A 26,428-nucleotide genomic window follows, 5' to 3' on the forward strand; every position below is an offset into this window, starting at 1 on the left:
CGTAACTCACCTAAGTTGTTATTTTTTCATTTTGCCAGCAAGTTGTTTCCTATGATTCAATAGTTGCATGTTTAAAACGCGAATGTAACGGCCTATTCGTACCGTTTTTGCAAATCACTTGTGAATTAAAGGAAACTATGAGTACGCCGATTTCACTCAAGCATCTGGAGTTTTTTACTAAAATCGTCGACTGCGGAGGATTGTCAGAAGCCGCGGCGCAGCTCAACGTATCGCCGTCTGCGGTCAGCAAAAGTCTGGCTGCGATGGAAGACACGCTGGGCACGACTTTAATTAAACGCACCACCCGCAGTATTACCCTGACCGACGCCGGGCAATATCTCTTCAACCGCGCTAATAAGCTTTTGAAAGAATTCGATGAAACGCTGAATACCACTTCCGGTTATTACCACAGCCCGCAGGGTGAATTACGCATAACCTGCTCAATTGCGTTTGGTTATTCCCGGCTGGTGAACCTGGTGGATAAATATCGCTCCCAGTTCCCGGATGTGAATCTGTATATCGATCTCAACGATAACTTTGTGAATCTGAACGAAACAGATTTCGACATCGCCCTGCGCATCTCCACCGCACCGCCGCAGAACTATGCGATGCGCAAGCTGGTGCCAGTCCGTTGGGCGTACTGCGCTTCACCCGGCTACCTTGCCAAAAAAGGCATGCCCCAGCGCCGAAGCGACCTGGTCAACCATGATTGTCTGGTTTACCCAGGCCTCACGCCGGTGCTGAAGGTGGCGGATGAACAGGATCGCCTGCACCAGTTAAAACTGCATATGCCAATCCAGGCCAACAGCAGCCTGGTATTACTGAAGTCGGTGTTAGAAGATCAGGGAGTGGCGTATTTGCCCACCTATCTGATTGGCGATCATATTCAAAAAGAAGAGATAACGCCGCTGATGCTCGACGGCACCATCACCTGTGAAACTCACGCCCTGTATGCGCTGTACTTTCCCAGCAAGTACAGCAATCCTAAGGTGCGATCGTTTATCGATTTTCTGGTGGCGGAACTCGGCCCCTTACCCGCCTGGGACAACTGGATCCCGGAGTAAGCCCAGCCCACCTGAAAATGGGAGGCGCTCCACATTTTTTGCGCGATCCCCCCGTCTGGCTCTATCCTTAAGCCTATGAATAAAATTGCTGAACTCAAACGCGCCAAGCGACTGGCGCTCTCATTGCTGCTGATTGCCGCTGCCACTTTCGTCATCACGCTGTTTCTGCCGCCTAACTTTTGGGTACTGGGGATCAAAGCGATCGCCGAAGCGGCGATGGTGGGCGCGCTGGCGGACTGGTTTGCCGTGGTGGCGCTTTTTCGCCGGGTGCCGATCCCGTTTATCTCGCAGCACACGGCGATTATCCCGCGCAATAAGGATCGGATCGGCGAAAATCTCGGGCAATTTGTCCAGGAAAAATTTCTCGATACCCAGTCGCTGGTCGCGCTGATCCGCCGCCATGAACCGGCGCTGTTGATCGGCAACTGGTTCAGCCAGCCGGAAAACGCCCAGCGCATCGGCCAGCATCTGCTGCAAATTATGAGCGGTTTTCTCGAACTGACCGACGACTCGCGCATTCAGCGGCTGATCAAGCGGGCGGTGCACAAGGCCATCGACAAGGTCGATCTCTCAGGTACCAGTGCGCTGATGCTGGAAAGCATGACCAAAAACAATCGCCATCAGGTGCTGCTCGACACGCTGATCGCCCAACTGATCGCCCTGCTCCAGCGCGACAGCTCGCGGGCATTTATCGCCAGACAGGTCGTGCACTGGCTGGAAACCGAACATCCGCTGAAAGCGAAGATCCTGCCGACCGAATGGCTGGGCGAGCACAGTGCCGAGCTGGTGTCTGATGCCGTTAACTCCTTGCTTGATGACATCAGCCACGATCGCGCGCATCAGATCCGCTATGCCTTCGATCGCGCCACGTTTAAGCTCATCGATAAGCTCAAACACGATCCGGAGATGGCCGTGCGGGCCGAAAGTCTGAAAAGCTATCTGAAGGAAGATGAAGCCTTCAACCGTTATCTTGGCGAGCTGTGGGCAGACCTGCGTCAGTGGGTGAAAACCGACATTAACGCCGATGATTCCCGCGTGAAGCAGCGCATCGCCAGCGCCGGGCAGTGGTTCGGCGAAACGCTGGTAGCCGACAGCGCCCTGCGCGCCTCACTGAATGGGCATCTGGAACAGGCCGCGCATAAAGTAGCGCCAGAGTTCGCCACCTTCCTGACGCGCCATATCAGCGACACGGTGAAAAGCTGGGATGCACGCGATATGTCGCAGCAAATCGAGCTGAACATCGGTAAAGATTTGCAGTTTATCCGCGTCAACGGCACGCTGGTTGGCGGTTCTATTGGGCTGGTGTTATATCTGTTGTCGCAAATTCCTTCCCTGCTGACGCTGGCGAATTTTTAAGGAGAAAAATTCAATGACGATGAACATCCGCATTTTTTCCCTGCGCGAAACACCGGAAAAACTGCACGAGGTCACCGCTTACTTTCAGCAACAATGGGCCTCAGAAGACTCCGTGAAGGTATACGAAGATGCGCTGCATCGTTGCATTGGCGCAAAGAACCCGCTACCGCAGTGGTACTGGCTGCAGGACGGCGACAGCATTGTTGGCTGCGCCGGATTGATCACTAATGATTTTATCAGTCGCGGCGAACTGTGGCCGTGGCTATGCGCGCTCTATGTCGATCCTCGCTATCGTGGTCACGGTCTGGCATTTCGCCTGATTGAACATATTGCGCAGCAGGCTAAACAGCTAGGCTTTATGCAGCTCCATTTGTGTACTGACCTGGAAGGCTTATACGAGAAAGCGGGATTTTACTTTGACGGGCCGGGCTATCATCCGTGGGGGGAAGTCTCACGGGTCTACAGTCGTAATCTGTAAGCGCACAATTGTTGTACATCAATAAAGCCAGATAAATTGCATGGTTATAATGCGACGTCTTTTTACTGTCTCCCGTGTTACGGGGAAGGAAAATCATGTCGCTAATCACCGATTTACCCGCCATTTTTAATCAATTCTCCGACGCCCGTCAGAAAGGTTTTCTCACCGTAATGGATCTTAAAGAGCAGGGTATCCCGCTCGTTGGGACCTATTGCACCTTTATGCCGCAGGAGATAGCGATGGCGGCAGGCGCGGTCGTCGTTTCGCTATGCTCAACCTCTGATGAAACGATTGAAGAGGCCGAAAAAGATCTGCCACGAAACCTGTGCCCACTGATCAAAAGCAGCTACGGGTTTGGTAAAACGGATAAATGTCCGTACTTCTACTTCTCTGACCTGGTGGTGGGCGAAACGACCTGCGATGGTAAAAAGAAGATGTACGAGTACATGGCTGAATTTAAAGCGGTACATGTGATGCAACTGCCCAACAGCGCCAGTGATGCGGCTTCGCGGGCGCTGTGGAAAGCCGAGATCCTGCGTTTGCAGCAGATAATCGAAGCCCGTTTTGGCACCCCGATAACCGAAGCCGCGCTACGTGAAGCCGTCATTCTAAAAAACCAGGAACGTCGTGCACTGGCAAACTTCTACCGCGTTGGTCAGCTCAACCCACCCGCACTCAGCGGCAGTGACATTCTGAAAGTCGTCTACGGTGCAACCTTCCGCTTTGATAAAGCAGCGCTGATCGACGAGCTTAATAGCATGGCCGAGCGGGTACATCAGGAATGGCAGGCCGGGAAACGTCTGGCATCGCGTCCACGCATACTGATAACCGGCTGCCCCATCGGCGGCGCGGCAGAAAAAGTGGTTCGTGCCATTGAAGAAAACGGCGGTTGGGTGGTGGGCTATGAAAACTGCACCGGGGCGAAAGCCACTGAACAGTGCGTGGAGGAAACTGGCGACGTCTACGACGCGCTGACCGATAAATACCTCGCCATCGGCTGCTCATGTATTTCCCCTAACGATCAACGTCTGAAAATGCTCAGCCAAATGGTTGAAGAGTACCAGGCTGACGGCGTCGTCGATGTCATTTTACAGGCTTGCCACACTTACGCCGTTGAATCACTGGCCATTAAACGCCACGTCCGCCAGCAGCACAACATTCCCTATATCGCTATTGAAACCGACTACTCCAGCGCGGATATCGGCCAACTTAGCACTCGTGTCGCCGCGTTCATTGAAATGTTGTGAGGAACAGGGATGACATACTCAATAGGGATCGATTCCGGCTCCACGGCGACTAAAGGTATTTTGTTGGAAAGGAACGTCATCAGACGTCGCTTCCTCTGCCCAACACCTTTTCGCCCTGCCGAAGCGATCGCTCAGGCATGGGAAACCCTGCAAGCGGGGCTGAACGATAGACCATTTTTAACCCTCACTGGCTACGGACGGCAGCTCGTGGATTATGCCGACAAACAGGTCACTGAAATTTCCTGCCACGGGCTGGGGGCGCGCTTGCTGGCTCCCGGCACCCGCACAGTGATTGATATCGGCGGTCAGGACAGTAAAGTCATCCAGTTAGATGATGATGGCAACCTCAGCGATTTCTTGATGAACGACAAATGTGCGGCAGGGACCGGACGATTTCTGGAAGTCATCTCACGCACGCTCGGCGCCAGCGTAGAGCAGCTAGATGCGATTGCCGCTGGCGTCGAACCACATGCCATCACCAGCATGTGTACGGTTTTTGCCGAGTCAGAGGTTATCAGCCTGCGCTCTGCGGGTGTCGCGCCGGAGGCCATTTTAGCAGGTGTGATCAACGCGATGGCCCGACGCAGCGCGAATTTCATCGGACGGCTTTCAGGGCAGGCTCCACTGTTATTTACCGGGGGAGTAAGCCACTGTCACGCCTTTGCTCGTATGCTTGAAGGCCACATTGGCATTCCCGTACACACGCATCCCGACGCGCAGTTTGCTGGGGCGATTGGGGCCGCGTTAATTGGTCAGCGTCAGGGGAAACGTGAGTGAAGGAAACACTGTTCTTGTTTCATACTACCCTCGGCGTCATCAAAACGCGTAAAGCGCTACAGGCTGCGGGTATGTGCTTTCGGGTGGCAGATATTCCCCGCGAGCTACGCGGTGGCTGCGGGCTGTGCATTTACATCGACTGTGTTGCTGGCAAGGAGGATGAGTGGATAATTCCGGGTCATACCGAATCTATCTACCGTCTTGAAAACGGAGACTGGCGCTGCCTTGCCACTTTTCCTCCTTCCTGAACGAGCCAGGGGACTTAGTTTTATTTTACTTTTCATTATCATTTACGCATGTAATATAACAATTATCAGCTAACAGCGCGAAATGAGAGTCCGTATGTCCCAGGGAAGCCCAGATTCAAATCGTCATGCCATCAGCGTCGCGCTTTTTGGCATGCTGGTCTTAACACTGGGGATGGGAATTGGGCGCTTTCTGTATACACCAATGCTGCCAGTGCTGCTGTCGGAAGGTCTATTTACGTTTGACCAACTCTCCTGGATTGCCAGCGCCAACTACGCCGGGTATCTGGCAGGAAGCCTGCTCTTCTCCTTCGGGCTCTTCCATCTTCCCTCACGCTTACGCCCGATGCTGCTAACGTCCGCGCTCGCTACCGCAGGGCTGATTCTGGCGATGGCCAGCTTTACGCAGCCCGCGCTGGTGATGCTGATCCGCTTTCTGGCAGGCGTCGCCAGTGCCGGTATGATGATCTTTGGCTCAATGATCGTTCTGCATCATACCCGGCATCCCTTCGTGATCGCGGCGTTGTTCTCCGGCGTTGGTGCAGGCATTTTGCTGGGCAATGAATATGTCATTATCGGTCTGCATTTTGCGCTTTCATCGCACACGCTCTGGCTGGGCGCAGCGGCAGCCTCGGCTCTGTTCTTCGTGCTACTGGTTATACTCCTGCCATCTCGCGACCACGTGCTCCCCGCTGCGGCCCCGGTAAAAACAGAGTATCAGCCTATGTCCTGGTGGCTGCTGGCGCTACTGTACGGGCTGGCCGGATTTGGCTACATCATTGTCGCCACCTACCTGCCGCTGATGGCGAAAAGTGCCGGTTCGCCGCTGTTGACTGCCCATCTCTGGTCGCTGGTCGGCATATCGATAATTCCGGGGTGTTTCGCCTGGCTGTGGGCCGCCCGACGCTGGGGTGTATTGCAATGCCTGACGGCGAATTTGCTGATTCAAAGCGCCTGCGTGGTCATGACGCTCGCCAGCGGCTCCTTGCCGCTGCTGGTGATAAGCAGCATGGGGTTTGGCGCAACGTTTATGGGAACCACTTCACTGGTGATGCCGCTTGCCCGACAACTTAGCGTACCGCGCAATATTAATCTGCTGGGCCTGGTCACTCTGACTTACGGCATTGGGCAAATACTTGGTCCGCTATTAACCAGCCTGCTGGGAAGCGGCGCACAGGCGATCGTTAACGCCACGGTGTGCGGCGCGGTCGCGTTGTTTATTGCGGCGCTTATCAGCCTCACGCAATTATACAAACAGCGTTTCGCCTCGCCCAAAAGGGTATAACCGGCTAACGTCTAAAGAAGATATATTCGGATTAGTCCGCAATTAAATGTCAGCATTTAATAAACCGCAAATAATCGGCAATTACCTGTCAGACAATTTATAATTCCCGGCAGTTCATTTATAAACTCAATTTAAAATGCGTAAAAATGGACATATTAATTCAACATCAACACCATCTTCGGGAAAGGCACATGTCGTGGTTTAAAAAAATACTACTGGGGTTAATTATTTTAGCGGGTTTAATTGGCACGCTAATGGATTATAAAGACTTTGGCCTGTTTGGCGCACTGGGATTGTTTATTATCTTCCTGTTATCAACAACATTCTTATGGCAATGGGCCTCTGGCAAGTTACCGGAGATAACAAAGTTACATGCCATACTTATTTTACTGGCCAGCGCGGTAGCCTCTATTTTTGTTATCAATATGGCAATTGCCGGAAATTTGCATGTGGATTTAATGGAAGTCATGCGCGTTACCATTACCCATAATCCGCTTTTTTATCTGATCCTCTGCGTGGTCGCATGGGTAAAAGTGGGCATCTGGCAATGGCTGTTTAGCGGTGTACAGATGAAAGAGAGTCAGCCGGTTTAAACTCCAGCAGATGTAAAAAAGGCGTCTTAACCAAGACGCCTTTTTCGTACTAGTATAACTACTTAGAACTGATAGGTCAGACCCGCAACAACCTTGTTGTCGCCGTCTTTGCCATCAAGCAGGTTAATTTTGTAACCCACATCAGCAACCATGTTTTTGTTGAAGTAGTAGTCTGTGCCCAGCGCAACGTATTCGGTCAGATCGTTATTGTTGTTGTCACGCGTATGGACGTAGCCCACGTTCGGACGCAGACCAAAATCAAACACATAGGCCGCCATCGCTTCAAAGTGCTGCGCTTTGTCCGCATCCTGAGGGACACCCTGAGAATTTTTTTCGCGCGTATTCAGGAGCAGGTTGTGGGATTCGCCGTACATGGTCGCAACGTAGATTGCGTTTGCATCATACTTAAGGCCTGCGCCCCAGAACTCTGCGTTTTCACCATCCCATATACCGTCTGTATTGCCTTTCTTTTGGGCCGCGGTAATTGAGCTTTTTGTATAGGCCGCAATGGCAGAAACACCAGAATCCGCGATATTGTCATAGCCCAGGGAGAAGCCGTAGCCGTTACCGTGCTGCTTAGTCAAATTAGGCTTCGCTGGGTCTTCCGAGTTCGCATCACCTTTACCCTGGAATTGCGCACCAACGCTCAAACCATCAACGGCACCAAACAGATTTTTGGTACGTAGTGTTGCAACGCCAGAAGTGCGTGAAGTAAGGAAGCGGTCAGCATCTTCAAAGGAGTCACCGCCGAACTCTGAGAGAGTGTCAGTGTAAGCTCCCACGTCGTAAGCGATACCGTAGTTACGACCGTAGTCAAAGCTAACGTCATGGCCGTAATCCAGGCCAGCAAACGCCAGACGTGTCTTAACGCCATTCTGAGAACCTTCTGCTTTAGAGGCATCAAACTGACTCTCAAATTGGCCATAACCGGTCAGTTGATCGTTGATTTGTGTCTCACCGCGAAAACCCAGACGCGCGTAGGTCTCATCGGCGTTATTGCCGTCAGTCCAGGAATGGACCGCTTTTACTTTGCCGTACAGATCCAGTTTGTTGCCATCTTTATTATAAATTTCCGCTGCATGAACGGAGGTTACCCCTAATGCCATTACAGCTAATGCCACTACTGACTTTTTCATGTTATTACTCACTTTTAATTGTGAATTTTGCTATCAACTTTGTTATGAAGGCGGGATGCCCACATAAAAAAGTCCCCTCCAGATAAGGGGAAACACCAATAACACACCGAAAAAATATACCAATAAAGGCAATAATGAAGTGGCAAGACCTGTTTCAATTTTGGGTTTTAAAGAAAACCCGAACAGAGAGTAATTACTTAGATTCTTCGCTTGTGCTCTCATTAATAGAGCGATGCAACATTAATGCCTCGGCAATAATGTCTTGTTTACTTTTACGAGTTTCAAATGCCAGCGTCCGAACATATTCCCATAGAGAAGTATCGACACGGGCACTTAATAGAACCATATCTTTTGATCGGGTTCCCCTGGCTTTTCGGATATCAGGGTAATCTCGAGAGGGCATAATCATCTCCTGAACGCAAACACGCTTATGGCGATGAAATATGCAGTCAGTGTAAAAACATGTCAACGGCAAAATACAGTCACAATAGTAATGAAACTGTTAATAAATAACAAAAAACTGGAACGTTATTTCAAATGAAAGATAACTTGATTATAGAATAATGTGTAATGTTAGCTTTACATATGTCCGTTTTTATTCATATGATTAAAAAGCCACGAATCATTCACATTAATAATAATGCTCAATCAAAACATCACTACAGACAATGAGTTACATACCGTTATTAATGTCTACTTTTACGCAAAACATCTGTTTTTATGCGCTGTTATGCCAGGCGGCCCTGCACTATCTGCAGCGGAAATCACTTTGATTCTCACTTAATACAGACCTGTATTGTCTAAAAATAAGCACAAAAAGGTAAAAATAAGGTAAATAGCGCATTTTTTCGCAAGCAAAAATAAGTTGTTTTTAATTGATGAAAATCAATTTACATCACACAGGGGCGGCGAAAAAAATGATCATTGAAGACTATGGAAACCATTCTTTACATGAGGTTTAAGACGTGAAAAGAAAGGTTGTTATGCAATGCCGAGCGGGCCGAAACAGCCCGCGTGAGAGGTGGTAAAATCAAGCGTTAACTTTATCCAGCGGCCAGGAGTCAAACAGATAGCCATCGAAGTCGATGTCATCAACATTTGAAAACTCCAGCAGGCGCTGTTTGACGTTTTCCAGATGCTGCCACATCGCCAGCTTGGCCGCGCGAGCATCCTTTTTGATTAACGCCGCCAGGATCTGCTTGTGGTCACCCATCCACTCTTTACGATAGTGGGTATCATCGAGATGGCTATGAAGCTGGATCCACATCGGGTTGTTCTCGCGCCACTGCCATGACTGGCGGAACAGCTCCACCAGCATGCTGTTATGCGTGGCCTCGGCGATAGCGAGATGGAACTGCATGTCACCGCTTTCAGAACCGTTGGGTTCGCTGGAGGCCAGCTCCCGCTCTTCCAGCTGCAACGCCTGGCGCATTTTGATGATATCTTCGCGGGTGGCCTGCAGCGCGGCAAATTCGGCGATGTTGCTTTCCAGCAGCTGTCGCGCCTGTAGCAGCTCAAACGGGCCTGCATCATTGCAATGATTCACATCCGAACTGTCGATAGTCTGAGCTTCTGCATTGTCGAGTACGTAGATCCCGGCACCACGACGCACGTCCACCAGACCTTTAATTTCCAGCATGATTAACGCTTCGCGCACCACCGTGCGAGTGACATTGAGCCTCTCGGCGATTTCACGCTCCGGAGGTAAGCGCTCACCAGGTAGGTACGGCGTCTGGACAATCAGATCGCGGATCATTGCACCCACTTCCTGGTAGGGTCTTTGCTGAGAAGTGTTTGATTTCATCGTGTTATGTCCGTCAGATGCGTCAATTCAGAATCCGGAGGCTGGATGACTGCGCACACCTTATCCGGCCTACCAATAACGTTTTTTTCGCCTGAACTATAGCATTTGCGGGAAGCCAAAAACAGAAAACGGGTCAACCAAATTAGTATTTTGATTGACCCGTCATACCTGGGAGGTTATGCGTCAGCGCTTAACGCTGCAACGCACTCGCGTGCGCCGTGTTCACACAACTGTTGATACTCCGCGATAATCGTTTCCACAAAATCGGCGTTTTCCGCCAGATCGTGACCAAAAATGCCGCTTAACCCCAGCAGCGCCGTCACCCGTTCGGCTCCCTGGAACTGTTGGTTAATGCGCTGGAATTCGGCCTGCATTGGGTCGACAACATCAATGACTTGCCCCTGTTCATCCACACCGTGGGTGTAGCGCATCCAGCCCGCGATGCCCAGTGCCAGATGACGCCAGCCGCTGCCGTTTTGCAGATGCAGACGCACCGGATCCAGCAGGCGCTGCGGCAGTTTCTGGCTGCCATCCATCGCAATCTGCCAGGTACGGTGGCGCAGAGACGGGTTGCTGAAACGCTCGATCAGCAGCGTCGCATAGGCACTGAGATCGGTGCCTTCCGGCATCGACAGCGTTGGCGCTTGCTCCTGCATCATCAGTGCAAACGCCGCTTTGCGGTACGCTGGATTGGTCATGGTGTCAGCGATGGTTTCATAACCGCCAAGATAGCCCAGATAAGCGAGGAAAGAGTGGCTACCGTTGAGCATGCGCAGTTTCATCATTTCAAACGGTACTACGTCGGCAACAAACTGTGCGCCGACTTTGTCCCAGTCAGGACGACCGTTAACAAAGTTGTCTTCAATCACCCACTGGCGGAACGGTTCGCAGGCGATAGCGCACGGATCGTAAACGCCCAACTGGTCGGCAATCTCTTGCAACGTTTCTGGCGTCGCCGCCGGAACAATGCGGTCGACCATGGTGCATGGGAAAGTGGCGTTCGCTTCAATCCACTGCGCCAGCTGCGGATCGCGCGCCTGCGCCAGGCCCAGCACCGCAACTTTCGCCACATGGCCATTTTCGCGCACGTTATCGCAGGACATCACGGTAAAGGCCGCCAGCCCCTGCTCACGACGCAGATGCAGCGCCTGTACGATGTAACCAATCGCCGATTTCGGCGCGGCCGGATTCGCCAGATCGTGTTTAATCAGCGGGTTATTGAGATCTAACTGGCCGCTGGCGGCATCGGTGCAGTAGCCTTTTTCCGTGACCGTCAGCGAGACAATTGCCGTCTGCGGGCGCGCCATGGCCTGTAAAATACCATCACAGCCATCAAGCTCCGGGTGCAGGGCTTCTTTCATTGAGCCAATCACTTTCAGCACGGTATTGTCCGCGCCTTTTTCCGCCACGGTATACAGCAATTGTTGCTTGCGCAGGTTTTCAATCAGTATGCAGTCATTACCCGGCATCAGGTTAACTTCACAGATACCCCAGTCGCTGTCGGTGGTTTCCAGCAGATGGTGGGTGTACAGCGCCTGATGCGCGCGGTGGAAAGCGCCGCATCCCAGGTGAACAATGCGGGATTGCAGACGAGAGCTGTCCCATGCGGGGCGTGCAACCGGCAGGTTGCTATTGGCAATTGTCGTTGTCATCGTGAACTCCAGATCCCGTCGGAAAGACCAACGGAGAGAAAAGAAAAAAGCCGGCCAGACAGGCGACCGGCAACACTGCTTTAGCGGCTAAAGAAAGCGCGCTGGATAGCCATCTCAACGCCACGTACTTCCGCCAGGCCTTTCAGGCGACCAATCGCGGAGTAACCTGGGTTGGTTTTCTTTTTCAGGTCGTCAAGCATCTGGTGACCGTGGTCCGGGCGCATAGGAATCAGATCCTCTTTGCCCTCGGCTTTACGGCGCTGTTCTTCCTCAACGATCGCTTTCACCACTTCGTACATGTCGACGTCGCCGTTAAGATGCGCCGCTTCATGGAAAGTTTTCGGGTTATCTTCACGCAGCGTGGAGCGCAAATGTGTGAAGTAAATGCGCGGGCCAAACTGTTTGATCATGTCGACCAGGTCGTTATCCGCACGAACGCCGTAGGAGCCGGTACACATGGTGAAACCGTTCGCCATGCTGTTGACCGTATCGACCATCCACTGCATGTCTTCCACGGTGGAAACAATGCGTGGCAGGCCAAGGATTGGGCGCGGCGGATCGTCCGGGTGTACCGCCATGCGCACACCGACCTCTTCTGCTACAGGAATAATCGCCTTCAGGAAGACGGCAAAATTCTCACGCAGCGCAGCTTTATCGATATCCTTATAGCGTTCAAGATGCTGGCGGAACTGGTCGAGCGTGTAGCCCTCTTCCGCGCCCGGCAAACCGGCGATGATATTGCGGGTCAGACGTGCTTTGTCTTCTTCGCTCATGGTGGTGAAGCGTTCATGCGCCTGCGCAATCTCTTCGGCGGTGTAGTCCGCTTCCGCGCCCGGGCGTTTGAGGATATGCAGCTCAAAGGCGGCAAATTCAATTTGATCGAAACGCAGCGCTTTGGAGCCGTCCGGCAGGACGTATTCCAGGTCGGTACGGGTCCAGTCGAGAACCGGCATAAAGTTGTAGCACACGGTACGAATGCCGCACTCGGCCAGGTTACGCAGGCTTTGCTGGTAGTTGGCAATCCACTGCTGATAGTTGCCGGAACGGGTTTTAATGTCTTCGTGGATCGGTACGCTTTCGACGACCGACCATACCAGACCCGCCTGCTCAATAATGGCTTTGCGTTTTAGGATCTCATCAACCGTCCACACTTCCCCGTTCGGGATATGGTGCAAGGCGGTAACAACGCCCGTAGCACCCGCCTGACGTACATCCGCTAAGGTGACCGGATCGTTAGGACCATACCAGCGCCATGTCTGTTCCATGTTTTATTCCTCATTTACGTTATGGACTCGACGATATGGCACATAAATTCCTCCTTTTGGTATTACATGTCAACCTGAAGCGCTAAATTGGTTAACCAAATCACGATACCTGCTGATTAGATCGCCTTTTTACGTCCAGACAACCCAGTATTAATGTAAACATGTAACGCAATGTGACATCCATCGCATCATAGGTTGACCAATATATGTAACATCTCAACCAAAATCATAATAGTTCAACCAAAGTAAGGTAGACGTTATATGCACGTTCTCAATATTCTGTGGGTTGTATTCGGCATCGGCCTGATGCTGGTGCTCAATTTAAGATTCAAAATAAACTCGATGGTCGCCCTGCTGCTGGCGGCACTCTCGGTCGGTATGCTGGCGGGAATGGATTTAATGGAACTGCTGCATACCATGAAATCCGGCTTTGGCAGCACGCTGGGTGAGCTGGCGATTATCGTGGTATTCGGGGCAGTCATCGGTAAGCTGATGGTTGACTCCGGGGCGGCGCATCAGATTGCCCATACACTGCTGGCGCGACTCGGTCTACGTTACGTGCAGCTGTCGGTGATCATTATTGGTCTGATCTTCGGCCTGGCGATGTTCTATGAAGTGGCGTTTATTATGCTGGCACCGCTGGTGATCGTCATTGCCGCGGAAGCGAAGATCCCGTTCCTCAAGCTGGCGATTCCTGCGGTTGCCGCCGCCACCACCGCTCACTCACTGTTCCCACCGCAGCCGGGTCCGGTCGCGCTGGTTAACGCCTACGGCGCTGACATGGGCATGGTCTACATCTACGGTATCCTGGTGACCATTCCGAGCGTGATCTGCGCCGGGCTTATTCTGCCGAAATTCCTCGGCAACCTCGATCGTCCAACGCCGTCATTCATGAAGGCCGACGTACCGGTTGACCAGAACAACCTGCCGTCCTTCGGAGTTTCTATCCTGGTGCCGCTGATCCCGGCGATCATCATGATCTCCACCACCATCGCCAACATCTGGCTGGTGAAAGGGACGCAGGCGTGGGAAGTGGTCAACTTCTTAGGCTCCTCGCCGATTGCAATGTTTATCGCCATGGTTGTCGCCTTCGTGCTGTTTGGTACCGCGCGCGGTCATGACATGCAGTGGGTAATGAACGCCTTTGAAAACGCGGTGAAAAGCATCGCCATGGTGATCCTGATCATCGGCGCGGGCGGCGTACTGAAGCAAACCATTATCGATACCGGCATCGGCGATACCATCGGCATGCTGATGTCGCACGGTAATATTTCTCCCTACATCATGGCGTGGTTGATAACCGTGCTGATTCGTCTGGCAACGGGTCAGGGCGTGGTCTCAGCCATGACGGCGGCGGGGATTATTAGCGCAGCGATCCTCGACCCGGCAACCGGTCAACTGGTGGGCGTCGACCCGGCGTTGCTGGTACTGGCAACAGCGGCGGGCTCCAACACCCTGACCCATATCAACGATGCTTCGTTCTGGCTGTTCAAAGGCTACTTTGACCTGTCGGTGAAGGATACGCTGAAAACCTGGGGTCTGCTGGAGCTGGTAAACTCCGTGGTTGGCCTGATTATCGTGTTGATCATCAGCATGATTGCATAACGTCGATACCGCTCTGGCCTATAGCGCCAGAGCGGTTTTCCATCCTGCCTCAACAATCCTCAATAATCAGATACACCGCCTTCACCGGGCCATGTACCCCAACCACCTTGATAAGCTCAATATCCGCCGTCGAGCTGGGTCCACTGATGATATTAATGCACGATGGCATACGCTCACCGGCCTGTGCTTTCTGATGCAGTTTTTCTGCCAGCTGCGCCACGCGCGGCAGGATGGTGCTTTTACGCAGCACGAAAATCGAGGACTCCGGCAACAGGCTCAGGGAACGCCCGCGCTCCGGTGCGGAAAACAGCACCACGCCGCCGGACTCCGTCAGGCCATATTCGGCATACACCACGCCGACTTTCGCCTGCTCGGCCTGGGTAATATTTTCGCTACCACGCGCCGGATCCCAGACCACGGCGTTGCATTCCTGCTGCAAGCGTTCGGTGATACCCAGCTCCACCAGCCGGCTGTCGCCGCTCAGCACCACCGGCTGCTGACCCAATTCTTCGCACAGGCGTAACGCCGCGTCTGCGGCCAGGTCCTCGCGAGTCAGCTCGCAGCGAGCCAGCATCACTTCGCTGGCGAACTGGATGAACGCATCGCAGCGCTGCTGCGGGCTAAGCTCGGTCAGGCGCTCGTTGGCATAGTTGTTAACCGGCGCGGCATCTGCTTGCGGCTCGAAGCGCAGCGGGCGACCCAGCGCCTGGGCGATGGTGTTTAAAAACGCGGTACGGTTATCCATTCTTTTTCTCCTGCGCCTGATGTTTTTTAAACCAGCTGCGGAAGCTCTCGCCGTCAGCATCAGGCAGATCGCGCGCCTCCATCCAGTCACCAATCGCGCCAACCTTGAGCGGGGTTTTGCCGCCATTGATAAACCAGCTCGCCGCATGCGCGCCCGCCATCATCCCGACTTTCCACAGCCCCGGATGGCTATTGGCATAAGCGAACATTTTGATCGCCCGTCGCTCGGCTTTCGGCGTAATGCCCTCCTCGGCCATCACCCGGCGATGACGCAGGATCAGTTTTGACAGAGGAATGCGCACCGGGCAGACGCTGTCACAGGCCGTGCATAAAGAACAGGCGTACGGCAGATCCTTAAAATCTTTATAGCCGCCGAGCAGCGGAGAAATCACCGCGCCGATAGGTCCAGGATAGATAGAGCCATAGCCGTGTCCGCCGATGTGACGGTACGCCGGACAGGTGTTCATACAGGCTCCGCAGCGGATGCAGCGCAGCACATCGCGAAACTCTGAGCCCAGCACCTGCGAGCGACCGTTATCGACAATCACCAGATGGAACTCTTCCGGTCCGTCAACGTTATCCGCCTCGCGCGGGCCGGTCAGCCAGGTGTTGTAGCCCGTCAGACGTGCACCCACGGCGCTGCGCGCCAGCATGGTGATCAGCACATCCACCTCGGCAAAGGTCGGCGCGATACGCTCCATGCCCATCACCGCAATGTGCGTTTTCGGCAGCGTGGTGCACATGCGCGCGTTGCCTTCGTTGGTCACCAGACACACCGAGCCGGTTTCCGCCACGGCAAAGTTACAGCCGGTAATACCGATTTCGGCACTGAGGAAATCCTCACGGATCTTCTGACGAATGAACAAGGTCATGGCTTCCGGGGTTTCCGGGCCGTCATACCCCAGACGTTCGTTCAGCACGCGGCGGATCTGATAGCGATCTTTATGAATCGCCGGGACCACGACGTGCGAAGGCGGATCCTGATCCAGTTGCAGGATATATTCCCCGAGATCGGTTTCGATCACCTGGATTCCGGCATCCTGCAGCACATGGTTGACGCCGATCTCTTCGGTCACCATCGACTTGGACTTCACCACCTTCTGCGCATTTTTACTTTGCGCAACCTGCAAAATGTAGCGAGTGGCATCTTCTTTGGTTTTGGCGAAATAGACGTGCCCGCCGTTTTCCGTCACTTTCTCGGAGAGTTGATACAGGTAAGCGTCGAGGTTGCTCAGAACGTGATCGCGGATCTGGCTGGCACGATCGCGCCAGTCTTCCCAGTGGCCTAACTCATCGACCATTTTTTGCCGATTTGCGCCGATACGCTCCTGCGCATTAGCCACGGCTTTGCGCATGATCGGATCTTCTATCTGCTGACGAATGCGCAGTTTAAATTCTACATCGCTGGTTTTTATCGACATCTCTTTCCCCTCAGCGGCTCATCAGCACTTCAGCAATATGCATCACTTTGACCGGCTGGCCTTCCCGTTGCAGTCGGCCGCCAATGTTCAGCAGGCAGCTGACGTCTGCGCCAATCAAATATTCCGGCTTTGCATCCATCAGATGTAAGACTTTCTCTTTCACCATCTCACCGGATATTTCGGCCATCTTGACCGAGAACGTTCCGCCAAAGCCGCAGCAGGTGTCCTGATCGGCAAACGTCAGCAGCTCCAGTCCGCGCACGTTTTTCAGCAGCGTGAGCGGCTCTTCCTTCACCCCCAGTTTGCGGGTCAGGCTACAGGAAGGATGATACACAGCGCGCCCCTGCAGGCTGGCGCCAACGTCCACCACGCCCAGTTTGTTGACGATAAAGGAGGTGAGATCCTGCATACGCGCGGAAACTTTCTCAGCACGTAGCGCCCATTCCGGTTCATCGGCCAGATACGTCGGGTAGCTTTTTACCGCGTAGGTGCAGGAGCCCGCAGGGGAGATAATCGGATCGTCGTTGTCTTCCAGCGCGGCGATCAGGTTTTTCATCCCAGGGATCGCCTCTTTGATGTAACCGCTGTTGATGGCTGGCTGACCGCAACACCCTTGCTTCTCGGGGAAATTCACGCGACAACCCAGTTTTTCCAGCAGCAATACGGAGTCTCGTGCCATCCGTGATTTCAGTGCGTCACCAATGCAGGTAACAAAGAAATTTACATTCACAATAACTACTCCATTGCTTCATTTCTGTTTATTGCGCTTGATATCGCGATATCAAACAAATGTTCATTCATATTTCATGCCCAGTTTTTCTGTTTACTGGTTTTACCAATGCCTGGGTTCATAGTGTTGGTCGGATCATTCTCCTGATAAAAACGCGCCAAATTCTCCGGCGCTTTATACAGATGACCGACATTGTGTTCCGCCGGATATTGCGCTCCGCGTTGGCGCAGTAATTCCAGCATCTGTTCTTTTAACGCGTGGGCATCTACGCCTTTTTTAACGATATAATCCTGATGGAGGACATGGCACATAAAATGACCGTAATAGAGTTTATGCACCAACTGACTATCAATTTCTGCCGGTAAATGCTCATACCATTCGGTATCATTACGGCGTAATGCAATATCCAGCGCGAGAATATCCTCAACCTCATCGGAATGAACGGCCTGATAACGAATGGCAGCGCCCGCAGCGGCAAAACGATGCAGAAACGCCTTACTGCCCTCTTCCGCGGTACAGGTAAAGAACGCGCCCTCGGCCGATTTAAAATAGTCCGTTAACCATGCCTGGGCTTCGGCCACACCCTCACCGGACATTTTCAGCATTAGATGGTGTTCATAGTTATCGCGCCAGGTCTTCATCCGCGCCGGGAGATGGCTCGGGAACAGATGGCTAAAAGCCTGCATAGCGCGGTCGGTAAAGTGCGGACGAAAAATCTTCACTTTCTCAAGTATGGCCTCGGTACGCCCCTTCAGGTTGAAGAAGAACGGCATTTTGTCCGTGCCAAGTTTGTCGATCATCAGGAAGGTATCTTTGCTATATTTCTCTGCAATATCATAGATATCGCGGTGCATATACTCCCCAGCAACCGGCAGGTTTGTAAAATTCGCCAGGATGTGGCGGCGAATCTCAGTCAGGACATCAGTCTGATTGGTACCGATATAAAAGACCTGCTGGTTCTTCTCGGCTTCAAAGGTATCCAGACGTACGGCAAACACCGCTAACTTGCCCGCGCAGCCAGAGGATTCAAACAAGCGATCCGGGTCAGCGTTGTAACGTGCTGGCGTGTCGGCATTGATGTCCCGCACGCGGCTAACATAGTCGTGATCGTGCGCGTGACGCCCGTCATGGTTGACGAGCGCGGCTTCAATCGCATTGTTATCCAGCCGGGCAAGGATTTGCTCTGGCGTCTGACCTAGCTCAATGCCAAGGTGATTGACCAGCTGCAAGCGTCCCTGTTCATCAATGCGGGCAAACAGCGACATCTCGGTGTAAGCCGGGCCTCGCTGGACCAGAGAACCGCCCGAGTTATTACAGATACCGCCGATAACCGACGCGCCGATGCACGAAGAGCCGATCACCGAATGCGGCTCACGGCCAAACGGCTTCAGCGCCTTTTCCAGCGAGTACAGCGTGGTGCCCGGATAAGCCAGCACCTGCTTGCCCTCATCCAGCACATGCAGACTGTCCAGCCGCAGCGTGCTGATAATGACGATCTCGCGGTCGTAGTCATTACCATTTGGCGTCGAACCCTCGGTCAGGCCTGTGTTCGACGCCTGCATCAGGATTATTTTATCGGCCTCAACGCAGGCGCTGAGGACTTTCCAGAGTTCAAGCAAAGAGCCGGGGATAACCACCGCCAGAGCATCACCCTGACCCGAGCGGAATCCCTTACGGTAACGCGCAGTTTTTGACGGTTCGGTGAGGATATGAGCAGGGCCAACCAATTGGGTAAGAGTCGTCAAAAAGGTCTTATTATCAGTATGTTTCATGGAGGGCGGCTCTCCGCTCCTTATATCAGGGCCAGTGAAAATGGCTATAAGTTCATTTGTATGACAAAACAGAATATTCCCTCAATCAATATCCACATGCAATACCCCATTTTATTTCTTTCGGCACCGCTCACATTTTTTTAATGAAATTACCACTACCACATAATTCATACTCCGTTCTTTTACTGGATGCCAAGACGCTTATTTCATTTATTGCAAAGACCGCTTCATACCTATTAATGATTAACTCTAATGGGTATTATTATATTTAGTGGTTATTCATATTTAATAAAAAAATAACATTATTTATACAATTATTAACCTTTATAACTTTATTTCACTGAAGCGATTCAGTTTGCATTTTTTATTTTATTATTCAGGTAGCTTCCTTCCCCCTAAATATAGTTCAGTCTAAAAAAGTAAATCGGGAATTGTAATGCACGAATATTTAATGTTTGCTCTGGCACTCTCTCCTTTGCTGCTGATGGTATTTTTAATACTGAAATTAAAAATGCCCATCCATTATTCCGTACTGATCTCTTTGGTATTCACCGCTGCACTATCGGCAATATTCTGGGAAATGCCCGTACAAAATCTGAAAGCCGCGATAGGGTATGGCGCACTGAAGGGACTATGGCCGATCGTGATTGTGATCCTCGGCGCTATTTTCAGTTATAACGTCATGCAGGCGACCAAAGCGCTGGATATTTTGCGCGATATTCTCGCCAGTATTAGCGAAGATAAGCGTATTCAGGTGCTGCTGATTTCATGGTGTTTTGGTGGATTTCTTGAAGCCGCAGCGGGCTATGGCACGGCGGTCGCTATTCCGATCGGCATTCTGATTGCGCTGGGATTCAACCCGCTGAAAGCAGCGATTGCTTCTCTCGTGGCGAATACCGTTCCCACCGCATTCGGCGCGGTCGGGATCCCGGTTTCTATTCTGGCTGAACAGGTTAATCTGCCGGTTTATACCTTAGGCGGAACCATTATTTTGCAGCTTGCGTTGTTTAATATCCTGCTGCCGTTTGTGATTGTCTGCATTATTGGCGGCGGCCTGAAAGCCATTCGTGGCGTATTTCTGATCACGTTGATTTGCGGCATTTCCACGCTGGTTCCGCAATATTTTGTCGCCATCCATCTTGGCGCGGAATTACCCGCCTTTGCCGGTAGCCTGGTCAGCCTGTTTGCCGTGGCGATGGTCAGTCGCCTGCGCAAAGGGAAAACCGATCCCGAGTGGCGCATTGAGGTCAGCCATACCCGCGAAACCACGCCGCGCTCGGCAAAAGTGTTGTTCCGCGTGGGCTCTATCTATCTGTTTATTTTTGTGTTTATCCTGCTGTGTTCGCCGCTGTTCCCGACAATAAAAGGTGCGGCGTCCCAACTGGCTTCTGTGCTGCATTTCACGTTGGCTGACGGCAAAACGATGGCACTGAAAGTTGAATGGGTGACCACACCAGGGATGCTGATTATCTTTGCGACCATTATCGGCGGTTTTATTCAGGGAGCGTCCGCACGCGGGATGCTGGAAGTATTTATCAAAACGATTTTCCAGCTTAAAAACTCTATCGTGGCAATTATGGCGATCGTCGCGCTGGCCACGGTGATGGATCTCAGCGGGATTATCTCCACGCTGGCGCAGTCGATTGTCGATCTGACCGGCAGCTCGTACGTCTTCCTCGCCCCGGTGATTGGCGCGCTGGGCACGTTCGTTACCGGCAGCGATACCAACTCGAACATTCTGTTCGGCAAGCTGCAAACCATAGCTGCCAGCAAGTTACATATCGATCCCAACTGGCTGGCGGCGGCCAATACCTCTGGCGCTACGGGGGGCAAAATGATTTCGCCGCAAAGCATCGCCATCGCGGTTTCTGCCACCAAAATGGACGGTCAGGCCAATCAGATCATGTCTGGCACCATGAAATACTGCTGTGCCTACATTGTGATCCTTGGCCTGAAAGTCGGTCTCTTTTATTACTGGTTTATGGCGTAAGCCATTGTCAACCCCGTCAAATTCGCGGCAATCGTATTTGACGACACAGTGACCAAAAAGGTTTACACCACCCCAGAAACGAAACAAGGCGACAGGCTTTACGATTTGTCGGCGCTGACTAAAATAGCGCCGATGTTTCAAATCGAGGATTGTTGTTATGTTGTTCTGGAAAAAGATGGTGAAGAAGTTCGACGCCTTTTCCGCGTTGATTCCACCACGCTACTTCCGCGTGTAATACCTGGCACTTATGCCTGATGGCGCTTCGCTTATCAGGCCTACATTTCACACTCATTTGTAGGCCTGCGTTTCACGCTCATTTATAGGCCGGATAAGGCGCGAGCCGCATCCGGTAGCAACAGCAGCGTAAAATGCTCACCCCTTTCTCTTACGCAGACCGCATGCTCTTAACACCGCCACCCACAGACGAAGCCACGCAAAACGGTAGACCAGCGGATGCTGAAGCCGCAGCAATGTCAGAAACATAAAGCCTCCCTGCGGCGCTACAGTACCGCTGCCCGATAGCGAATTTGCGGATCCATTATCTGGTGACGCGCATCTATCAGCCGCAGTTCATACGAATCATGCTCTTTTGTCAGTCGCATCACCGCATCGACGACACTGGTGGTCCGCTCCAGCGCCTGCTTATCCTCATAACCATTGAGCAGTGAGGCCAGCATCACGCTGCAAATCAGATCCCCAACGCCCACCGGCATTTTGGCAAAGGTATACAGCGGCCGGGCAATGTGTAACATCTGTTCCGGCGTCACCAGCAGCATTTCAAACGACTGTTTGTCCCGTGAGCAGTCGCCGAGATGCTTCACCAGCACCTTTTTCACCCCCCATGCCACCAGCTGTTGCGCAGCTTCCACCACCTCGTCAAAACCACGCAGTTGTCTGCCCGTCAGCACGCCCAGCTCATAGAGATTCGGTCCCATTATGTCGGCCAGTTGAATGGCATCATCGACAAAAAAGGACTCTACGCCCTGCGCGACAATGCAGCCTTTTTGCGGATCGCCCATCACCGGATCGCAAAAATAGAGCGCCTGCGGATTACGCTGACGAATGGTGGTGACCGCGTGCTTCACCTCTTCACAATGACGTTTATCTCCAAGATACCCGGACAGCACGGCATCGCATTGCGCCAGCTTTTGCAGGTCATCCAGCCCGCTGATGATGGCACTCAGCTCGCCGTGCGGCATCGCCATGCCCTGCCACATCCCGTACTGGGTGTGGTTGGAAAACTGTACGGTGTAAAACGGCCAGACATCGATCCCCGAAAGCTGCATCGGCAGCACAGCGGCTTTATTTCCGGCATAGCCATAAACGACTGACGACTGAACAGACAACACGTTTTTCATTTTGACTCCGTCTAACGAAACGTTGGCAGCAGACCAAATACGTCCAGAACAACCGTCAGATAGACAACCGCCCCACAGACAATCACCAGGTTAAGCACGGTGTTATTACAGGGCGCGGTATAGCTGGCGGTCGGGAAACGTTTCCGCGCGGCTTTCACCAGGAACGGCGGCAGGATCACGCTCCAGATGGTAAAGGCCAGACCGGCGTAGCCAATCGCGTGCACAAAACCGTTCGGGAAGAAGAAGCACACGGCGGCTGGCGGAAAGTAGGTCACCAGCGCGGTTTTCAGGCGGCCCATGCCGTCATCCGGGAAGTGAAACAGGTCGGCGATATAATCGAACAAGCCAAGCGTCGCCGCCAGCAGAGAACTGGCTACTGCGAAGTTGCCGAAGAAGGTCAGGATCAGATCCATATACCGGCTGGTGAACAGCTCGCTGATGGCCTCAACAAACACATCGATATTGCCGCCTTTGGCGATAATTGGCGGGAACGCGGAACGGCTGATGTTACCCATCGTGACGCCCAGCCAGAAGATGTACAGCAGCAGGGCAAACAGCGTACCGATGATAATCGAACGCGTGATATTCGGGACCCCACTCTTGCCATACAGCTTGACCAGGCTCGGCACGTTACCGTGAAAACCAAACGAGATAATACAGAACGGCAGCGTCATCAGAATGTAAGGCAGGTACTGTGAGTTGGGCAGCGCCACCGCCACGCTGTCGACAAGTTTCGCCACTTCAATATGACCAACCAGCCCGGAGAAAGTAGCAAAGAACGCGATAAACTTACCGATAATCAACACGGTAGTGATGCGTCCAACCAGCAAGGAGCTGTACCAGGCAATCGCGCCGACTAGCATACTGACGATCACCACCGAGATATTCGCCGGAAAGCGCACGCCGCTGTATTTGAACACGGTTTGCGCCATCACCGCTGACGATCCGGAAATATAGGCATAGGTCAGAATATACAGCACAAAGCCGAAAGCGATACCGACTACGATATTCCACTTACGGCCTAATAAATCCTGAGTAAAGGTATTAAAACTGGCACCGGCACCATAATGCAGATTAACTTCAACCAGCATCAGACCGGTTAATAACATCATGATGGCGATAAACAGAAGAATAACAGACGCACCGGGGAACCATACGCCGGCCATCGCAATCGGCAGGGAGAACATCCCGCCACCCACTACGGTTGCGATAACCAACATGGTTCCGCTAATCAGTCCGGGGGTACTACTCTGTCGCTCAATGGCATTAATATCCATGATAAATGTTCCTGTAGACTATTCGTTATAATTACAGCTGTCATTTGTACATCATGCGGATAATAAAAATGTCGGAGTCAGGGTTTACTTTTTTTTAGTTATGTCACGGTAACGAGCACCGCAAAGGCTTCCTGTTCATGGAAAAGGAATACAAAAAAGCCCCATCATGTGATGGGGCCATAACTATTTTTTAGATGTAATCAAAGCGTGCAGTAAAGAAACGTAACTGCTTCGGCTCGTAAATAAACTTCAGCCCGCGAATATCTTCTTTGTGCTGGTAAAGTTTAATAATGCCGTCAGCCACGACATCCATATGTGCGTAGGTATATACACGACGTGGAATAGTCAGACGCACAGTTTCCAGTTTCGGTCTGTGGTGTTCACCGGTCACGTTATTACGGCCCGCAGAGATAATTCCGCGTTCCATACTACGTACGCCGGTTTCCACATAGATGCTGGCGGCCAGACTTTGTGCCGGGAACTCATCTTGCGTGAGGTGCTCGCAGAAGCGACGCGCATCGAGGAATACCGCGTGACCACCCACCGGTTCAACAATCGGTACGCCAGCGGCTTTCAGCTTATCGCCCAGGTAGCGAACCTGCTTCACGCGGTGCTCGATGTACTCGTACTGCATGGCTTCGCGCAGGCCAATCGCCATGGCTTCCATGTCGCGTCCGGCCAGACCGCCGTAAGATGGCATCCCTTCGTACACCACGACTAACTCTTTGGCAGAAGAGAACATTTCGTCATCGTTCATGCACAGGAAGCCGCCGATGTTCACCAGACAGTCTTTTTTACCACTCATGGTACAACCGTCGGCGTAGCTGAACATCTCATGCACGATTTCGGCGATGCTCTTGCTCTCAAAGCCCTGCTCTTGCTCTTTGATAAAGTAGGCGTTTTCCACGCAGCGGGTAGCGTCGTAGAACACTTTAATGCCGTGTGCTGCCGTCAGTTCACGCACCGCACGCATGTTCGCCATCGAGACCGGCTGGCCGCCCGCGAGGTTAACCGTCACCGCTAGGCAGATATAGGCAATATTCTCTGCGCCTTTTTCATCAATCAGCTTTTGTAATTTTTTAAGATCGATATCACCTTTAAACGCAATATTCAGACCGGCATCGTGCGCTTCGTCACGAACGATATCGACAAACACCGCACCATTTTTTTCCTGGTGATAACGGGTAGTAGTGAAATACATATTACCAGCAACATATTGCCCTGGTTTAATAGCCAGCTGTGATAATAAGTTTTCTGCGCCGCGGCCCTGGTGAGTAGGAACAATATGTTTAAAGCCGAACAGTTCCTGCACGGTTCTTTCCAGATGATAGAAGTTTTCGCTGCCCGCGTACGCTTCATCACCCATCATCATTCCGGCCCACTGCTTGTCGCTCATTGCGTTGGTGCCACTGTCGGTCAGCAGGTCAATATAAATATCTTTCGAATTTAACAGGAAAGTATTGTAACCCGCTTCTTGCATTTTCTTAAGGCGCTCATCACGCGGGATCATAGATACAGTTTCAACGCTTTTAATACGGAAGGGTTCTGCCGGATAATTCATTTTGTTTCTCCAGTAACAGTGGTCATGTACGTATTAATGTGAAGTAAAGCATACCTGGTTCATCAATAAACTCTGATGAAATATAACTATTCGCCTCCTGAGCCAGGGGGAGAAATAATGTGGAGGCACTATGCAAGATTTGATTGATTATGGAAATAGCCCGGTCAACATTAATCACTGGCAATAATTTAAAAAGCTGTAAATGTGAGTGATGCAAATCACACGCCTTTTTTTTACCCGTTAATATTCAACAAGTTTTTTTTTGCGTTTCGATTTGCCATTCATCGTAGTGTGTCTGCGGGGAGTGGAAATACTGAAAACTTAACTTTCCAGGCTGTGCTCGTAATGTATTGCTGAATGAGTACACCTCATTTTGTGAGAGTCGGATCACTTCATGGAGTGACATTTGTGATTTACATCACTAAAAGTGTAAAGCAAAGTGTACAAAACGGTGTTGTTTCAGAGTTTGCTATTTGCTTCAGTGAGTTAGATCGCATTTTTGGCCTGATGCAGAGGAGCGCTATTTTCTGGAAATGGCCGTATTTGGCGGACTGGAGGGGAATGGATTTATACGGTGAATAATACCGGATTTATTGGGGTGAAGGCGTTTTCTATTTATTCCGAAAGCGTGCTATTCGCGCTTATTTCATCTTATTTACATCTGGACTTACCGAAGATCACTGGGGGAATTTACAGGGGTTTTATTAGGGAAGGTGCGAACAAGTTCCTGATATGAGATCATCATATTCATCCGGAGCGCATCCCAGAGGGACATCATGAGCCATCAACTCACCTTCGCCGATAGTGAATTCAGCACTAAGCGCCGTCAGACCCGAAAAGAGATTTTCCTCTCCCGCATGGAGCAGATTCTGCCATGGCAGAATATGACCGCTGTCATCGAGCCGTTTTATCCCAAGGCGGGCAATGGCCGACGGCCCTATCCGCTGGAGACCATGCTGCGTATTCACTGCATGCAGCATTGGTACAACCTGAGCGACGGTGCCATGGAAGATGCCCTGTACGAAATCGCCTCCATGCGCCTGTTTGCCCGATTATCCCTGGATAGCG

General features: G+C 52.0%; 23 protein-coding genes. 11 read left to right on the forward strand and 12 right to left on the reverse strand.

The genetic code is table 11. The features are described 5' to 3' along the window. Positions 1-137 precede the first annotated feature (137 nt). The 8 genes from OGX94_RS14420 to OGX94_RS14455 all read left to right on the forward strand — a co-directional run bounded on the left by OGX94_RS14420 (position 138) and on the right by OGX94_RS14455 (position 7,045). Positions 138-1,064: a LysR family transcriptional regulator gene (locus tag OGX94_RS14420; protein WP_003830068.1), complete on the forward strand. Its 927-nt coding sequence runs from the start codon at positions 138-140 to the stop codon at positions 1,062-1,064. Between the two features lie 75 nt (positions 1,065-1,139). Then, the gene (locus OGX94_RS14425; RefSeq protein ID WP_257662267.1) at positions 1,140-2,420 is read left to right on the forward strand and encodes a DUF445 domain-containing protein; all 1,281 of its coding nucleotides are present in this window, start codon (positions 1,140-1,142) and stop codon (positions 2,418-2,420) included. A gap of 13 nt (positions 2,421-2,433) precedes the next feature. Beyond that, the gene (locus OGX94_RS14430) at positions 2,434-2,898 is read left to right on the forward strand and encodes a GNAT family N-acetyltransferase (protein WP_003830072.1); all 465 of its coding nucleotides are present in this window, start codon (positions 2,434-2,436) and stop codon (positions 2,896-2,898) included. A 95-nt stretch (positions 2,899-2,993) separates the two neighbouring features. Continuing rightward, the gene (locus OGX94_RS14435; RefSeq protein WP_257662266.1) at positions 2,994-4,145 is read left to right on the forward strand and encodes a double-cubane-cluster-containing anaerobic reductase; all 1,152 of its coding nucleotides are present in this window, start codon (positions 2,994-2,996) and stop codon (positions 4,143-4,145) included. A gap of 9 nt (positions 4,146-4,154) precedes the next feature. Then, on the forward strand, positions 4,155-4,922 hold the full coding sequence (gene yjiL / locus OGX94_RS14440) for a putative 2-hydroxyacyl-CoA dehydratase activator YjiL (RefSeq protein WP_257662265.1): 768 nt from the start codon (positions 4,155-4,157) through the stop codon (positions 4,920-4,922). Next, positions 4,919-5,170, forward strand: coding sequence for a putative Se/S carrier protein (locus tag OGX94_RS14445; RefSeq protein ID WP_003830079.1), 252 nt, complete (start codon positions 4,919-4,921; stop codon positions 5,168-5,170). The genes yjiL and OGX94_RS14445 overlap by 4 nt, the downstream gene beginning before the upstream one ends. A 94-nt stretch (positions 5,171-5,264) precedes the next feature. Beyond that, entirely contained in the window at positions 5,265-6,452 is a 1,188-nt protein-coding gene (locus tag OGX94_RS14450; protein ID WP_257662264.1) for an MFS transporter, read from the forward strand. A gap of 191 nt (positions 6,453-6,643) precedes the next feature. Further along, positions 6,644-7,045 (forward strand): hypothetical protein, encoded by a 402-nt coding sequence (locus OGX94_RS14455; protein ID WP_257662263.1) that lies wholly within the window; start codon positions 6,644-6,646, stop codon positions 7,043-7,045. A gap of 62 nt (positions 7,046-7,107) precedes the next feature. On the opposite strand, the gene OGX94_RS14460 is transcribed toward OGX94_RS14455, so the two are convergent. From OGX94_RS14460 to uxuA, 5 genes are all read right to left on the reverse strand, one after another. Continuing rightward, the gene (locus OGX94_RS14460) at positions 7,108-8,181 is read right to left on the reverse strand and encodes a porin (protein ID WP_286569449.1); all 1,074 of its coding nucleotides are present in this window, start codon (positions 8,179-8,181) and stop codon (positions 7,108-7,110) included. 193 nt (positions 8,182-8,374) lie between these two features. Further along, on the reverse strand, positions 8,375-8,584 hold the full coding sequence (locus tag OGX94_RS14465) for a hypothetical protein (protein ID WP_003830087.1): 210 nt from the start codon (positions 8,582-8,584) through the stop codon (positions 8,375-8,377). A gap of 627 nt (positions 8,585-9,211) precedes the next feature. Next, on the reverse strand, positions 9,212-9,985 hold the full coding sequence (gene uxuR, locus OGX94_RS14470; RefSeq protein ID WP_286569451.1) for a Uxu operon transcriptional regulator: 774 nt from the start codon (positions 9,983-9,985) through the stop codon (positions 9,212-9,214). 176 nt (positions 9,986-10,161) lie between these two features. After that, positions 10,162-11,637: a fructuronate reductase gene (locus OGX94_RS14475; protein WP_003830089.1), complete on the reverse strand. Its 1,476-nt coding sequence runs from the start codon at positions 11,635-11,637 to the stop codon at positions 10,162-10,164. An 80-nt stretch (positions 11,638-11,717) separates the two neighbouring features. Next, positions 11,718-12,902 (reverse strand): mannonate dehydratase, encoded by a 1,185-nt coding sequence (uxuA, locus tag OGX94_RS14480; protein WP_003830090.1) that lies wholly within the window; start codon positions 12,900-12,902, stop codon positions 11,718-11,720. Positions 12,903-13,163: 261 nt separating this feature from the next. Here uxuA and gntP point away from each other — a divergent pair, with 261 nt between their 5' ends. Further along, positions 13,164-14,507 (forward strand): gluconate permease GntP, encoded by a 1,344-nt coding sequence (gntP, locus tag OGX94_RS14485; protein WP_003033260.1) that lies wholly within the window; start codon positions 13,164-13,166, stop codon positions 14,505-14,507. Between the two features lie 49 nt (positions 14,508-14,556). On the opposite strand, the gene OGX94_RS14490 is transcribed toward gntP, so the two are convergent. The 4 genes from OGX94_RS14490 to dld form a co-directional block, all read right to left on the reverse strand. After that, complete coding sequence (locus OGX94_RS14490; RefSeq protein WP_003830091.1) at positions 14,557-15,252, reverse strand: LutC/YkgG family protein; 696 nt, start codon at positions 15,250-15,252, stop codon at positions 14,557-14,559. Continuing rightward, positions 15,245-16,672, reverse strand: a complete 1,428-nt coding sequence (locus OGX94_RS14495) for a LutB/LldF family L-lactate oxidation iron-sulfur protein (protein WP_003830092.1) — start codon at positions 16,670-16,672, stop codon at positions 15,245-15,247. The genes OGX94_RS14490 and OGX94_RS14495 overlap by 8 nt, the downstream gene beginning before the upstream one ends. A gap of 10 nt (positions 16,673-16,682) precedes the next feature. Continuing rightward, positions 16,683-17,402 (reverse strand): (Fe-S)-binding protein, encoded by a 720-nt coding sequence (locus OGX94_RS14500; RefSeq protein WP_001102107.1) that lies wholly within the window; start codon positions 17,400-17,402, stop codon positions 16,683-16,685. Between the two features lie 74 nt (positions 17,403-17,476). Beyond that, a complete protein-coding gene (dld, locus tag OGX94_RS14505; protein ID WP_257662261.1) occupies positions 17,477-19,174 on the reverse strand; it encodes a D-lactate dehydrogenase in 1,698 nt (565 codons plus the stop codon). 436 nt (positions 19,175-19,610) lie between these two features. Between dld and OGX94_RS14510 the strand changes: the two genes are divergently transcribed. Beyond that, on the forward strand, positions 19,611-21,164 hold the full coding sequence (locus OGX94_RS14510; protein ID WP_079937197.1) for an L-lactate permease: 1,554 nt from the start codon (positions 19,611-19,613) through the stop codon (positions 21,162-21,164). A 500-nt stretch (positions 21,165-21,664) separates the two neighbouring features. Here the strand turns inward: OGX94_RS14510 and pdxY are convergent, their stop codons facing one another. From pdxY to OGX94_RS14525, 3 genes are all read right to left on the reverse strand, one after another. Continuing rightward, on the reverse strand, positions 21,665-22,522 hold the full coding sequence (gene pdxY / locus OGX94_RS14515) for a pyridoxal kinase PdxY (RefSeq protein ID WP_003830096.1): 858 nt from the start codon (positions 22,520-22,522) through the stop codon (positions 21,665-21,667). Positions 22,523-22,533: 11 nt separating this feature from the next. Further along, positions 22,534-23,799: an aromatic amino acid transporter gene (locus tag OGX94_RS14520; protein WP_003830097.1), complete on the reverse strand. Its 1,266-nt coding sequence runs from the start codon at positions 23,797-23,799 to the stop codon at positions 22,534-22,536. A 190-nt stretch (positions 23,800-23,989) separates the two neighbouring features. Beyond that, positions 23,990-25,360: a tyrosine phenol-lyase gene (locus OGX94_RS14525; protein ID WP_197385317.1), complete on the reverse strand. Its 1,371-nt coding sequence runs from the start codon at positions 25,358-25,360 to the stop codon at positions 23,990-23,992. Positions 25,361-26,136: 776 nt separating this feature from the next. Here OGX94_RS14525 and OGX94_RS14530 point away from each other — a divergent pair. Then, a partial coding sequence (locus OGX94_RS14530; RefSeq protein ID WP_009653094.1) for an IS5/IS1182 family transposase occupies positions 26,137-26,428 on the forward strand: 292 nt, incomplete at its 3' end.

The sequence above is a fragment of the Citrobacter sp. Cpo037 genome (assembly GCF_030332945.1).
In the GTDB taxonomy this organism is placed as follows: Bacteria; Pseudomonadota; Gammaproteobacteria; order Enterobacterales; family Enterobacteriaceae; genus Citrobacter; species Citrobacter portucalensis.

Bases quoted from the DNA above. Each gene is read 5' to 3' on its own strand.
- gntP (WP_003033260.1), top strand. From the start codon at position 13,164: ATGCACGTTCTCAATATTCTGTGGGTTGTATTCGGCATCGGCCTGATG.
- uxuA (WP_003830090.1), bottom strand. From the start codon at position 12,902: ATGGAACAGACATGGCGCTGGTATGGTCCTAACGATCCGGTCACCTTA.
- uxuR (WP_286569451.1), bottom strand. From the start codon at position 9,985: ATGAAATCAAACACTTCTCAGCAAAGACCCTACCAGGAAGTGGGTGCA.
- dld (WP_257662261.1), bottom strand. From the start codon at position 19,174: ATGAAACATACTGATAATAAGACCTTTTTGACGACTCTTACCCAATTG.
- OGX94_RS14490 (WP_003830091.1), bottom strand. From the start codon at position 15,252: ATGGATAACCGTACCGCGTTTTTAAACACCATCGCCCAGGCGCTGGGT.
- OGX94_RS14420 (WP_003830068.1), top strand. From the start codon at position 138: ATGAGTACGCCGATTTCACTCAAGCATCTGGAGTTTTTTACTAAAATC.
- OGX94_RS14460 (WP_286569449.1), bottom strand. From the start codon at position 8,181: ATGAAAAAGTCAGTAGTGGCATTAGCTGTAATGGCATTAGGGGTAACC.
- OGX94_RS14455 (WP_257662263.1), top strand. From the start codon at position 6,644: ATGTCGTGGTTTAAAAAAATACTACTGGGGTTAATTATTTTAGCGGGT.
- OGX94_RS14435 (WP_257662266.1), top strand. From the start codon at position 2,994: ATGTCGCTAATCACCGATTTACCCGCCATTTTTAATCAATTCTCCGAC.
- OGX94_RS14450 (WP_257662264.1), top strand. From the start codon at position 5,265: ATGTCCCAGGGAAGCCCAGATTCAAATCGTCATGCCATCAGCGTCGCG.
- OGX94_RS14425 (WP_257662267.1), top strand. From the start codon at position 1,140: ATGAATAAAATTGCTGAACTCAAACGCGCCAAGCGACTGGCGCTCTCA.
- OGX94_RS14520 (WP_003830097.1), bottom strand. From the start codon at position 23,799: ATGGATATTAATGCCATTGAGCGACAGAGTAGTACCCCCGGACTGATT.
- OGX94_RS14465 (WP_003830087.1), bottom strand. From the start codon at position 8,584: ATGCCCTCTCGAGATTACCCTGATATCCGAAAAGCCAGGGGAACCCGA.
- OGX94_RS14475 (WP_003830089.1), bottom strand. From the start codon at position 11,637: ATGACAACGACAATTGCCAATAGCAACCTGCCGGTTGCACGCCCCGCA.
- OGX94_RS14430 (WP_003830072.1), top strand. From the start codon at position 2,434: ATGACGATGAACATCCGCATTTTTTCCCTGCGCGAAACACCGGAAAAA.
- OGX94_RS14525 (WP_197385317.1), bottom strand. From the start codon at position 25,360: ATGAATTATCCGGCAGAACCCTTCCGTATTAAAAGCGTTGAAACTGTA.
- OGX94_RS14510 (WP_079937197.1), top strand. From the start codon at position 19,611: ATGCACGAATATTTAATGTTTGCTCTGGCACTCTCTCCTTTGCTGCTG.
- pdxY (WP_003830096.1), bottom strand. From the start codon at position 22,522: ATGAAAAACGTGTTGTCTGTTCAGTCGTCAGTCGTTTATGGCTATGCC.
- OGX94_RS14495 (WP_003830092.1), bottom strand. From the start codon at position 16,672: ATGTCGATAAAAACCAGCGATGTAGAATTTAAACTGCGCATTCGTCAG.
- yjiL (WP_257662265.1), top strand. From the start codon at position 4,155: ATGACATACTCAATAGGGATCGATTCCGGCTCCACGGCGACTAAAGGT.